Source organism: Peribacillus asahii, from assembly GCF_003570725.1.
In the GTDB taxonomy this organism is placed as follows: domain Bacteria; phylum Bacillota; class Bacilli; order Bacillales; family DSM-1321; genus Peribacillus; species Peribacillus asahii.
This window is the reverse complement of sequence record NZ_QWVS01000068.1, coordinates 1-11,936: the sequence shown is the minus strand read 5'-3', so window position 1 is coordinate 11,936 and position 11,936 is coordinate 1. Positions and strand designations below refer to the sequence as shown.

Annotated in this window: 13 protein-coding genes and 1 tRNA gene; 1 reads left to right on the top strand and 13 read right to left on the bottom strand. The window is 36.4% G+C overall.

Annotated elements, in window-relative coordinates; all coding sequences use genetic code 11:
* The first annotated feature begins 139 nt into the window (after window positions 1–139).
* Window positions 140–655 carry a DUF2306 domain-containing protein gene (locus D1953_RS20615; RefSeq protein WP_142920470.1) on the top strand — a complete coding sequence of 172 codons (516 nt, stop codon included), beginning with the start codon at window positions 140–142 and terminating at the stop codon, window positions 653–655.
* Between the two features lie 171 nt (window positions 656–826).
* Here D1953_RS20615 and D1953_RS20610 read toward each other — a convergent pair whose 3' ends face one another.
* From D1953_RS20610 to D1953_RS20550, 13 genes are all read right to left on the bottom strand, one after another.
* Window positions 827–1,201: a hypothetical protein gene (locus D1953_RS20610; RefSeq protein WP_142920469.1), complete on the bottom strand. Its 375-nt coding sequence runs from the start codon at window positions 1,199–1,201 to the stop codon at window positions 827–829.
* 424 nt (window positions 1,202–1,625) lie between these two features.
* On the bottom strand, window positions 1,626–2,609 hold the full coding sequence (locus D1953_RS20605) for a sensor domain-containing diguanylate cyclase (RefSeq protein WP_142920468.1): 984 nt from the start codon (window positions 2,607–2,609) through the stop codon (window positions 1,626–1,628).
* A gap of 33 nt (window positions 2,610–2,642) precedes the next feature.
* On the bottom strand, window positions 2,643–2,870 hold the full coding sequence (locus tag D1953_RS20600) for a PAS domain-containing protein (protein ID WP_142920467.1): 228 nt from the start codon (window positions 2,868–2,870) through the stop codon (window positions 2,643–2,645).
* Window positions 2,871–2,948: 78 nt separating this feature from the next.
* Window positions 2,949–3,278, bottom strand: coding sequence for a hypothetical protein (locus tag D1953_RS20595; protein WP_182480702.1), 330 nt, complete (start codon window positions 3,276–3,278; stop codon window positions 2,949–2,951).
* Window positions 3,279–3,539: 261 nt separating this feature from the next.
* A complete protein-coding gene (gene rlmH, locus D1953_RS20590; RefSeq protein WP_119119023.1) occupies window positions 3,540–4,019 on the bottom strand; it encodes a 23S rRNA (pseudouridine(1915)-N(3))-methyltransferase RlmH in 480 nt (159 codons plus the stop codon).
* A 93-nt stretch (window positions 4,020–4,112) separates the two neighbouring features.
* A complete protein-coding gene (locus D1953_RS20585) occupies window positions 4,113–4,274 on the bottom strand; it encodes a CxxH/CxxC protein (RefSeq protein WP_119119022.1) in 162 nt (53 codons plus the stop codon).
* 181 nt (window positions 4,275–4,455) lie between these two features.
* Window positions 4,456–5,697 (bottom strand): S1C family serine protease, encoded by a 1,242-nt coding sequence (locus D1953_RS20580; RefSeq protein WP_119119021.1) that lies wholly within the window; start codon window positions 5,695–5,697, stop codon window positions 4,456–4,458.
* Between the two features lie 162 nt (window positions 5,698–5,859).
* On the bottom strand, window positions 5,860–6,654 hold the full coding sequence (locus D1953_RS20575; protein WP_119119020.1) for an MBL fold metallo-hydrolase: 795 nt from the start codon (window positions 6,652–6,654) through the stop codon (window positions 5,860–5,862).
* A gap of 8 nt (window positions 6,655–6,662) precedes the next feature.
* On the bottom strand, window positions 6,663–7,457 hold the full coding sequence (locus D1953_RS20570) for a two-component system regulatory protein YycI (RefSeq protein ID WP_119119019.1): 795 nt from the start codon (window positions 7,455–7,457) through the stop codon (window positions 6,663–6,665).
* Window positions 7,444–8,772, bottom strand: coding sequence for a YycH family regulatory protein (locus tag D1953_RS20565; RefSeq protein ID WP_182480701.1), 1,329 nt, complete (start codon window positions 8,770–8,772; stop codon window positions 7,444–7,446). Before D1953_RS20565 ends, D1953_RS20570 begins: the two co-directional genes overlap by 14 nt.
* Window positions 8,769–10,601, bottom strand: a complete 1,833-nt coding sequence (walK, locus tag D1953_RS20560) for a cell wall metabolism sensor histidine kinase WalK (protein ID WP_119119017.1) — start codon at window positions 10,599–10,601, stop codon at window positions 8,769–8,771. The genes D1953_RS20565 and walK overlap by 4 nt, the downstream gene beginning before the upstream one ends.
* A 6-nt stretch (window positions 10,602–10,607) precedes the next feature.
* Window positions 10,608–11,315: a response regulator YycF gene (gene yycF, locus D1953_RS20555; protein WP_119119016.1), complete on the bottom strand. Its 708-nt coding sequence runs from the start codon at window positions 11,313–11,315 to the stop codon at window positions 10,608–10,610.
* Window positions 11,316–11,702: 387 nt separating this feature from the next.
* Window positions 11,703–11,775 (bottom strand) — tRNA-Phe (locus tag D1953_RS20550).
* Window positions 11,776–11,936 lie beyond the last annotated feature (161 nt).

Sequence of the window (11,936 nt, the reverse complement as noted above, 5' to 3'; positions counted from 1 at the left end):
GATTCTGTGAAAGAAAAATCTATTTAACGAGCTTTGGGGTGGGAATCCCACTGCTTCAGCTGTGGGAGCAGTCAATGTTCTACTATTCAGCGCTTATATATTTGTAATATTTTTTGTCATTGGGACCAAAAACGCACCGATGGTTAAAGGAAAAATGGAAGATGAACACTTTCATTTAACCGTTTGGGAAGCCTTTTTCTATCCTCATATTATACTTGGTACGATTGCACTGGCAATCAGTCCATTTCAATTAACTAAGGTGAGTCGTAAAAAACCAAAGCTACATCGCAACTTAGGAAAAATTTATGGGTTTACCATTTTTATTAATGTATTATTGGTTCCATACATTTCCCTCTTTTCTACAGGTGGCCAATCAACAATGATTGCCTTCCTCGTGTTGAATACTTTTTGGCTTGGAACAACAGCTATGGGAGTTCTTCGAGGATTCCAGAAAAAAATACCCTCGCATAAAAATTGGATTCTAAGGAGCTACGCCATCACATGGGTTTTTGTTTCCTTTAGAATCATTGTCATTCCACTCTCCGTCTTTTTAGATGCATCAATTAGTTTTCCGATAGCCGTTTACCTTTCTATTGCTTTAAATCTTATTTTTGTCGAATCGAAAAGAATAAAAAAAACAGTCTTTGTTTCATAATTCATTTGTACAATGCAAAAAATCAGGTGAGAAATTCACCTGATTTTTTGCATTTTATAAGTTCCCACTTTTCTAATGGACGATTTAAACCTATCCATTGAAGACAAAAAAACGAAGATATCGCATAAAAAATAAGATTGGTTTCCACAAGTACACTCCGTTATTTTGCAATTACTTATTGGAGCCTTCCCTATGAAATACAATTTTGTCACCGTCAACAAGCAATAAAAGAGTTTTACCATCTTCAGTGATGTCGACAAACTTCATTTTGCATGAATTAGTGTCAAATGAAAATTCATGGCTTTCTGCATTGTATGTATAGCTCTTGCACAAATCATAATCGTGATATGGGTTGCCAGCAGTCGGACTATAATAAGAAACGGTACCATCTTCCCCTAAAAACAATCTATAATCGCGTCCATCATCATCTTGAAGCCATTTTACACCTGCAACTCCTTCTGGTAATGGAGTTTGTTCCTGCGTTTCCTTTTCTCCACATCCGCTCAAAAAGGTGATACATAGTATCATCCACATCCATCTTTTCATATGTTCTCCTTTTTGTATCATTCTATTATCCTGAATAAGCTTTATAAAATCGCTAAATTATTCCCACACTCAGTAAAAAAGTCTAGGTTCAGTATATATTATTACTATGAAATTACACATCATCGGCACAACAATCTTTCCCACATGTTGCACCAGTAAGACTTCATTGGTCATATATAGGAATTAACACAGAATTTCGAAAAGATGGCCCTGATTCAATTGATAAGATATCTATGATTCCTGTTTATTTAATAGTTCTAATCGCATTAATTCTTACTGCTGTAATTACTTCAGATAAAATTTTGGATTTGAGTAAAACCCTCATATGTAATTAATATACTGTTTAGAATCACGTTCTTGATATTATTTGTGTGCCTGGTAGCCGAACAAATCACGAAGTGTTTACGGCAATCAGTCTTATTTGTTACTTTGTCGTTTTCAAACCCGGCACATCGGCAATATAAAAATCATTTTTCCCTTGTTCCTTTACTTTATATAAGGCATCATCCGCACACTTCAGCATCTTACGAATCGCCACATCCTCCTCAACAAGAGCAACGCCAATACTAGTTGTAATGGAAAGAGTTGTCTGCTGAATTTCAATAGGTCGCTGCATCTCAGCAACAATACGCCTCGCTATTTCTTCTACTTCTTGTTGCATTTGATAAGGCAACAACACCACAAACTCGTCTCCCCCGTATCTTCCAGCTATCCCCTTCTGCTCAAGAATTGCGGACACACGCTTACCGTATTCGACGAGTACATGATCACCAATTTCATGGCCATAATAATCATTAATATGCTTAAAATTATCAATATCCATTAGCATTACAGCAAAATAGTGATGTTCCTTCAATGCTGATTTTGCCTCTTTCAGCAGTTCATTCAGCTTTCTTCGATTTGGCAAATTTGTTAGCACATCAGAATACGCATCATGCAATAACCTTTCTTCGTATTTGTGCTGCGACGAAATATCACGTGCTACGAGCAGCATATGTTGAAATTTGCCGTTCTCATACATCGGCTGTCCTTTAAGCTCTGTCCAAACCCATTGCTTTTCTTCATGCCAAGCCTTCACCTTCACTGTAAATGAAATGCCCTCTAACATAGCCGTTTCAAAATTCAGCTCTAAGTGTTCTACGTAATCTGGGTGAATATTAAAAAACGCGGAACGATTATTTAGACTTCGATAGTCAAAATGAAACATAGCTTGTGCGGACGGTGAAACATATAAGTAATTTTTATGTTTATCCATTAAAATGAGTACATCTTGGATATGTTCCGCAATTATTCGGTAGCGTAGCTCACTTTGTAAGTAATTTTCGGCAATCGCATCGAGTGCTCGCATATCTTTTATTACAACAAAAAAGCAATCGTCTCCACTGACTTTTCGCACTAGTATCGGCACGATCTTACCGTCTTTACAGATTAATTGCGCACGCTAATCCCATGCTGTTACCTCGTCATCATCATGATCATACTGAAAAAAAGTCTCATAGCTTCTATTTCGAAAATCCTCGCGTTCAAACTGTGCCAGAGCATAAAAAGCCTGGTTAGCCTCAACGACAAAGCCTTCCTTATTCACAATCATTATCGCATCTGTATTCTGCTCAAAGAGCGCCTCATAATTTATAGAGAACACGCCGACAACAAACCTTTCTAATTTCAATCTAATAACTTTTATTATATATGCAAGTAACAAAAAAGGATTTAAAAAGGATGAAATTTTTATTCCTTTAGAAATCCCTTACACTTCAGATTTTGTAGAAATATTTTCTCTTCGTAACTTTTCATCTGTTTGAGTTGCTCGGAATAAATTAGCTGCAGCTTCATTACTTCTCATATGATCTAAAATCTTATGGCTCTTTTTCAAACCTTTTTTAGCGTGAATTTCTTTTTGTCCTAAACCACCATATAAACCTTTATATCCGTAATTTTTAAATATAGCATAATCAAAAGGCGTTTCAACACCTGCATTTTGAACAACTAAATAACAAGCGTATCTTGAAAGTACTATATCCTCTATTTCACGTTCTGCACCAGAACCGAGTTGAACCATTTTGATTACTAGAATCACAAGCTATCTTTGCTTTTTCAATCACCTTAAAAAAATTTCACCATTCTCTATATTGCAAGATTTGTTGCATATCTCTTGCATACCAGAACTCTTGCTCATATTCATTTATATTCTTATATTGCTCAAAAGTAGATTCACCATATTTTTCAATGTCACTCATAAATAAAACAGCGTAGTATTAATTTACATACCACGCTGTTCACTAAAAGAGAAATTATTCATCTATTTTACAATATTAATGACATTGGACAGAAACCGCACTTATTTATGATACGGCTCCCCCCTCATAATCCGAAACGCCCGGTACACTTGCTCAACCAAAATTAATCTCATGAGCTGATGCGGGAATGTCATTTTGGAAAAGGAGAGCGCTTCATCCGCTCGCTTCATGACTGCTGCACTTAATCCGAGTGATCCGCCAATAATAAAGGCTACTTTGCTTTTACCATAGGTACCTAGCTTTTCAATCGTATCTGCTAATTCTTCTGATGTTTTCATTTTTCCTTCAATTGCTAGTGCAATAACATGTGCATCTGGGTTAATCTTAGATAGGATCCTTTCTCCTTCTTTTTCTTTAATTTGAAGCATTTCTACATCGCTTAATGTTTCTGGAGCTTTCTCATCCGGTAATTCAATAATATCGACTTTGGCATAGGCTGTTAATCGTTTTAAATATTCATCAATCCCCTGTTTTAAATATTTTTCTTTCAACTTCCCAACTGTAACAATCGTTATATTCATTTTTATCCTCACTTTACAAACAGGTTAAGAACAGGTTATCCACATAACTTATCCACATATCCACACCACTCATCCACATCTTGTATAAGAATATTAGTTCGCCACCATATATATTGCGCTATTTCGACAATATTCACAGGTTGTTGATAATTGCTTTTCCTCTGCTATATTCGTTAAGTTAGGAGATGTTTCAAACTCATATACAATTTCATCTAGTGCCATTTCAACATGTTCTCGACAACAATATAGTACCATTCGTTTCGACTCTCCTTTTTGTGTATAAGTTGCTCGTACTATTTATCCACAAACTATATCCTTTCATTTCAACCTATTTTTTATCCACAGTTATCGTAACAAATTCCTGAAAAAGCGCAAGTAATCACAATAGCTTTTATACAAAAAAGCAGGGAGAACTGTCCTCCCTGCTTCGCTTTTATTATTCTAGTTGGTCCGCTGTTGATAATGTGACTGTTGCCGTTTGTTTTTTACCGTCACGATAAATGCCCAATTTCACTTTTTCACCAATGCGCTTTTCATTATATAAATATTTTCGCAACGCTACAACATCTTGAATCGGCTCTCCATCCATTTCAACAATTACATCAAATTCTCTTACCCCTGCTTTATCAGCAGGTGATCCTGCTTCTACACCAGTAATAGCAACTCCTGATTTGACATCTGATGGTAGCTTCAACGTATTCTGTTGATGATATTGAGAAATTTCTTCAACTGATGCTAAGTTAATACCTAGGTATGGTCGTTTTACCTCACCATATTCTTCAATGTCTGTAATAATTGGAATGACAGAATCAATTGGAATAGAAAGTCCTATACCTTCAACTGCATTTTCAGCAATTTTCATCGAGTTAATTCCAATTACTTGTCCGGCCATATTGATTAATGCTCCTCCACTGTTACCAGGATTAATCGCCGCATCAGTTTGAATAACTTCTGCATTCCAGTCAACTTGACCATCTTCATTAATATCCACTTCAATTGTCCGTTCTAAGCCTGAAATAATCCCTTGAGTAATCGAACCAGAAAATTGTAAGCCAAGCGGGTTTCCTATTGCAATGACCGGCTCCCCTGGCCTTAATGATTCTGATCTCCCAAATTCGGCAATTGTTTTTACTTTATTACCTTTAACAACAATAACAGCTAAATCCGTCCAAGGGTCGCTCCCAATTAATGTAGCCGGCAATTTTGTCCCATCGCTCAACGTCACTTCAAGCTCTGAAGCATTTTCGATTACGTGGTTATTCGTCACAATAAATGCCTTATCTCCGCTTTTTTTATATACAACACCTGACCCAGTGCCTGCCTCAGCTGATTGACCATCATTATTTGGATCGCTCATTCCCCAAAAATCTGTTTTTTGAATATTGGTGATTCCAACAACAGCATCTCCGGCTTTATCAACAGCATCCGTTACAGCAGTTGTGACATCCAAGGCCACCTTTTGCTTCGTTACTGCACTTTGATTATTATCTACTACAGAATGTTCAGACTGCTCATTATTATTCGATTCATTCCCCTCAAGAATTCCTACTTCCGGAAATACGAATAAAATGACTAGAGCTCCCACAATTGCTCCAATTAACCCAGAGAAAAAGTAGCCAAAGCGACTGGGCTTTTTCTGTTGGGTTCGTTCCCCATAATTTGGTTCATTTGATTCCAAAACCTCTCCATCCTCTCTTTTTAAAATGAATAATTGCAATTACTAGTGTTTGGTTAGTATATCCTTAATTATACGCTTTCAGCAGAAAATATCTAAAAAAAGTACCTATACAATCAATACAAATAGGCAGCAACTAATGTGTAGTTGCTGCCTATTTATTCCTTATAGCGTAACGAGCTCAGTCGGTTTTTTTGGATCTGTATCAAATAATGAAAATTGTTCTCCAACAACAACGCCTTTTGATTTTAACGTTTGTTCAACCGACATTCGTGCTAAATCTTTCATATTATTATCTAAACTTAAATGTGCTAAGTAAATCCTTTTCGTATTATCACCGACTACATCATACATCGCAAGGGCTGCATCCTCATTCGATACATGTCCAACATCACTTAAAATACGCCGTTTTATGCTCCATGGATATTTCCCCATTCGAAGCATAGATACATCATGATTACTCTCAAATACATACGCATCGGCATTCGAAATAATCCCTTTCATACGGTCGCTCACATAGCCTGTATCTGTGATAATTACTACTTTCTTTCCTTCATGATGAAACGCATAAAACATGGGTTCCGCTGCATCATGAGATACACCGAATGATTCAATATCTAAATCTCCAAATGTTTTTACCTGTTCCATTTCAAATAGGAATTTTTGCTCCGTTGAGATTTCACCAATAGAACGCTCCATCGCCTGCCACGTTTTTGCATTCGCATAAATCGGCAGCTTATATTTCCTAGCAACTACCCCTAACCCTTTAATGTGATCACTATGTTCATGAGTAACAAGAATGCCTGTCAGCTTAGACATATCTCGTCCAATTTCACTAAATAACCCTTCCATTGCTTTGCCGCTCAGTCCCGCATCAACTAGGAAGGCATGCTTCTCTGTCTCAATAAAAAAAGCATTTCCTGTACTTCCGCTTGCGAGTACACTAAAATGCATCGCCATATGAACACTCACTCCAATATTTTTTCTTCCGTATTTAACTCAATTACACTCTTATCAAAAGCATTAACAAATAAGTCTAATTTATCATTTATAACTACTCTCCAGGTTGGAGCAAGCAAGTGCGTAGCAGACGTTGTTTGTAAAGAATTATAATAGCCCAGCTCTACTTTCGTAATATGGCTTTTTGGCTGAATATCACCATTAATATATAGGGTCTCAATCGCTTTAATAGCTGATACTAGCTCTTTTGGCTTCTTAAACTTTTCAATTTTCTCTAAGTAAGTTTGTTCATAAGAAATCACTTGCTGATTCTTATTCAAATATAAAGTAACTTTCCCCTTACTATTATTAAAAAACATTTTTTTATCCCATTGCTGGTAAAAGACAATGGTGCTATTTTGTTCATCATAGCTCCAGTATTGATAGTCACTGCCGTTCCAAATATAATCCTTTAACAACTGCTCTAATTCTGCTGATTGAACGCCCTGACTAATAGACAAGGGTTTATCAAAAATACCAACGAGCTTCGTTGGATCATTCATTTTTACCTGTTGATTCGGTAATTTTTTAGTATCATCCTTGGTAAAAACTTTACTCTGAGCGATTAAAAATTGCTCTTTCATTGTTGACTTCGGAAGCGGATCATATGTGATTTCGTCCCCTTTTAACATTTCATCAATAGATGCTTCCGTAATCAATTCATATTGATTATTATCTCTCTTCTCTAAATATTGATAGAGCAGAAAAATGTTCAATATAAAAAACACCATGATAAAGATGGATTTCGTCTTACTCCAATCCATTTATTTCTCCCCCTGCCTCATCGAATGGAACTGCTAACCAATCGCTTCCAGAACGATAATACCAGGCAGGCTCTAGAAACATAAGATTGTCATCTAAAGGCGCCATCGATAGTTTATATCCAATCGTAATATCTTCTAAATTAAAGTAATCAAAATTACGCATCTTCTTCAATTGTTCCAATACTTCTTCTCCAGATGGCAGGGACACGACAGATTGTTCAAAAGGATCCGCAGCTTGAAAGGTGAAATATGGACGTTGATAACTATATATTTCATCCTTCCCCCAAATTTCCTCAATTTCAGACATCCCTAAATGATTAAATACAGGATAACCATTATGATATAAACGGAAGATTACACGTTGATTCTTCTCGTCCAGATGGGCAAAGCGATAATTACTTTCTTTCCAGCCTGCATGATTATTAACAAACTCAATACTTTTTTTGAGTAAATCACTTGGACTGCTTAACATCCCAACCTTTTGAGACGTATTAGTATTAATATAAGAAAGCATATGGGTCGTTTTATCGATTGAGAGCAACCTCGTACTATCCGTATACTCATCACCACTCACGACTGTTTCATGGCGAACATTTACTGGATCAGCAAATAACGCATTCTTGAAATTTTTAATATTTAAATCATCAATTAAATATTTATAGCGAGGCAGTGATATTTCATTTTTAGAAACAAACACCTTGTGCTGATTATTAACAGTACGTGGAACATATTCTGGATAGGTATTCGCTTTTTGAAAAAAAGTAGTATGGAAAGCACTTAACCTTTTCGTCGTAATTGAAGCTTCTAGAATACTCAATTCTTGAGAAGAAACAAAGTATAGGATGCTTTCCTTGCTGTGTATATCTTTTTGCTTATATAAAATTCGATCAAAAGAAAAAGTAGGCACTTCTTTATTCACCATACCAAGAGCATTTTTATACAATTGGAATGGTACATCACCGGGAAATATAATTTCCACTGTTCCATCCTCATGCATAAAGTCATCCATTTCTTTCTTTGTCATACGAGTAGAAAGCTTTTTAGCATTATACAAATTCCACTTATTCATTTGCGCTGATGCCTTCTCTAAATCAGCAGGACTAGAGATCTGGTAACTTATCTGATTCCGATGAATAAGAATGCTGCTTGGTTTAATGACATCGCCCGCTGTTTTTTCTTCTCGGTCAATCACCAGGAATGGACCTTGATCAATCTTTTCAAGTTCAGGTTTGTACGTCCAGATGCTCCATGTTAAATAGGTGCTGATTGCAATCAATAGGAATAGCACAATGCTTTTTGCACGCTCTAAATTCATGACCATTCATCCTCTTCATCTTGCTCATATGGAAGAGTAAAAAATACAGTTGTCCCTTTGCCTTCCATACTTTCTGCCCAAATTCTACCGCCATGGGCCACTACCATTTCTTTTGCAATAGCCAAACCAAGGCCTGTACCACCAAGATTTCGTGACCTTGCCTTATCCACTCGATAAAAGCGGTCAAAAATTTTATCAATTACATTTTTCGGAATCCCTACACCTTGGTCACTAACGCTAACGACAATAAAGCTCTCTATAGTCCCTATACGGAAGGTAACTTGCCCGCCTTCAGGTGAATACTTTAACGAATTGGAAATAATATTATAGAGTACTTGTGTAATTTTATCTTCATCAATATCAACATAATAATTTTCGTTTGGAATATCACGGACAAATGTAATATCATCATTTTTGGTCATTTCAAAGCGATCAATGATGTGATCATAAAACTTATTAAAATTAACCCAGCCTTTGGATAATCGATAATCTTTACTATCCATCTTCGAAAGCTGAAGTAAGTCATTAACAAGTCGAATCATTCGTTCTGTTTCATTTTGTGTAACATTCAAAAATGAGGGAGCAAGTTCTTTATCCTCCCAGGCTCCATCAGCAAGCGCTTCTAAATAACTCCGCATCGTCGTCAATGGAGTACGCAGCTCGTGGGATACATTCGCCACAAATTCACGGCGTTCTTCTTCTATTTTTTCCTGCTCCGTAATATCATGTAAAACCGTAATTAAACCATTAACAAACCCTGTTTCCTTTTGAATAACAGAAAGGTTTGCCCTTAGAATATAAGCCTCTTTTTTCGTACTATAATCAAGAATGATGGATTCTCTTTGTTCAAGTAGATCATCAAATGTATATTCCTCTTCCAAGCCGAGTAATTCGATAATTGGTTGATTTAATACTGTTTCACGTGTAACGTTTAATAACTTTGCAGCTGGTTGATTGATTAAATTGACGCGGCCGCGTCGGTCTGTAGAAATAACTCCATCTGTCATATTGGCTAAAACAGACGATAACTTGCGTCGTTCACCTTCTGTACTCGACTGCGACTCTTGTAGCTTTTTCGTTAAATTATTAAATGTCACTGCTAATTGACCAATTTCGTCATCACCATATATTTTAACTTTTCGAGAAAAGTTTCCTTTAGACATTGCTAAAGCTTGCTTTTGCATATCTGCCATCGGCCTTGTAATCGTTCGTGCAAGTAAGACTCCTAAGAGAGCAGTAATACCTAAGGCTATAGCGGTTCCCTTAATGAATATATTATTAATTTCAGACATTTGTTCAAAAACATTTTCCATATCTGCAATTAAGTAAATAGCACCAATAATTTCACTGTTTGCTTCAATTGGTGTTGAAAGCACCCAAACGCGTCTTCCTGTTTCCGGGTCACGATATATCCCTTCATCATCTTCCCCTATACCTAGCGTTTGTTTCACTGTAAGCTCTGTTGTTTTCCTTCCGATAATTTCCTGATTTCCAGAATCAGAGGTCCCAATCACACGACTACTGCGAATATCTATGACTCGTACTTCAGAGATGTCCTTTGATGTGTTATCTTTATCTTTCAAAATGGTATTAATTGCTTCTTCCAAAGTAGGGTCATCTTCACCTCGCTCTTTTATCATTTCCTCACCAATACTGTAAGTAAGCAAGTTAATATGACCTTTAATGGAATCTTTAAAATTACTAACAAGATTATCTTCTAATTTCCCAACAAAATACACGCCAATAATCTGCATGGCTACAAAAATAAGCAATACATAAATTAGAACCAATTTAACATGTATCGAGCGGAAAAAACCGACCTTTTTCATAAATGATTACTCCTGTTCAGGGTTGCGCAAGTAATAACCTACTCCTCTTCTTGTTACAATCCAACTTGGATGACTTGGATTGTCTTCAATCTTCTCACGTAGACGTCGGACTGTTACATCTACTGTACGGACATCACCAAAATAGTCGTATCCCCAAACCGTTTGCAATAAATGCTCACGTGTCATTACTTGTCCAATATGCTTTGCTAAATAATGAAGAAGCTCAAATTCACGATGTGTTAATTCAATCATCTCACCACGTTTTGATACAACATAAGCGTCCGGATGGATAACTAATGTACCAACCATAATTTCTTTTGTCTCCTCTTCAGGGTCAGGCGTTGCCACGACTTGTTGGCGTCTTAAGTTTGCTTTTACACGTGCAATTATTTCCCGGGTACTAAATGGCTTTGTTACATAATCATCTGCACCAAGTTCAAGTCCCAGCACTTTATCGATTTCAGAATCCTTAGCGGTTAGCATAATAATCGGAACCTCCGATGTTTTTCTAACTTCACGACAAACCTCCATACCATCGCGTTGCGGAAGCATAATATCAAGCAGGATTAAATCGGGCTGTAACTCCTCTACCATCTTTAGAGCCTCATTGCCATCATACGCACAATGAACATCATAGCCTTCTTTCTTTAAATTAAATTGTAATATATCTGCAATTGGTTTTTCATCATCCACGACCAAAATTCTCTTATCCATTTTTTAAATCACCCTCCCAAAAGGACCTATTAAGCATAGATATCTTTATTATACTGTATCATTTAAAACACTTTAAATCATCTTTTTCCTATTATTACAAGCCTAATAAGTCTTTCATTCATTGCACGTAAAAGGCCTTCGAATTCATTCCGAAGGCTTCCTCAACAGCTACTTAAAGCACTAGTATTATCCATTAGAAAGAGAACATTCTGCCCCTTCACTACTCTATCATATAATACTATTCTTTCAGAATTAAACTTTATACTGTAATAAAACTGTATCAATTATTACAAGTAAGTAATAATGATTTAACTTGATTGCTACTATCATGCAATTACATTCTTTATCAAAAATAAAAAAACGCCATAATAGGCGTTTAATTGAAGATGGCTCAGGACGGAATCGAACCGCCGACACAAGGATTTTCAGTCCTTTGCTCTACCAACTGAGCTACTGAGCCGTATATAGTTAATCTCTCTAACATAAAAACTGCTTATCTTTTTCCCAACTCTAAATCCTTTTCAAGATACAGCTCATTGAATATAAAAAATCTAACATCTATATAAACTTGTACCTGGGTACAAGGATAAAAAATGGCGGTCCGGACGGGACTCGAACCCG

Coding starts and splice junctions, on each gene's coding strand:
- D1953_RS20615 (WP_142920470.1), top strand. CDS start 140: ATGGTTAAAGGAAAAATGGAAGATGAACACTTTCATTTAACCGTTTGG.
- D1953_RS20610 (WP_142920469.1), bottom strand. CDS start 1,201: ATGAAAAGATGGATGTGGATGATACTATGTATCACCTTTTTGAGCGGA.
- rlmH (WP_119119023.1), bottom strand. CDS start 4,019: ATGAATATAACGATTGTTACAGTTGGGAAGTTGAAAGAAAAATATTTA.
- D1953_RS20585 (WP_119119022.1), bottom strand. CDS start 4,274: ATGGTACTATATTGTTGTCGAGAACATGTTGAAATGGCACTAGATGAA.
- D1953_RS20575 (WP_119119020.1), bottom strand. CDS start 6,654: ATGGCGATGCATTTTAGTGTACTCGCAAGCGGAAGTACAGGAAATGCT.
- D1953_RS20570 (WP_119119019.1), bottom strand. CDS start 7,457: ATGGATTGGAGTAAGACGAAATCCATCTTTATCATGGTGTTTTTTATA.
- D1953_RS20565 (WP_182480701.1), bottom strand. CDS start 8,772: ATGAATTTAGAGCGTGCAAAAAGCATTGTGCTATTCCTATTGATTGCA.
- walK (WP_119119017.1), bottom strand. CDS start 10,601: ATGAAAAAGGTCGGTTTTTTCCGCTCGATACATGTTAAATTGGTTCTA.
- yycF (WP_119119016.1), bottom strand. CDS start 11,315: ATGGATAAGAGAATTTTGGTCGTGGATGATGAAAAACCAATTGCAGAT.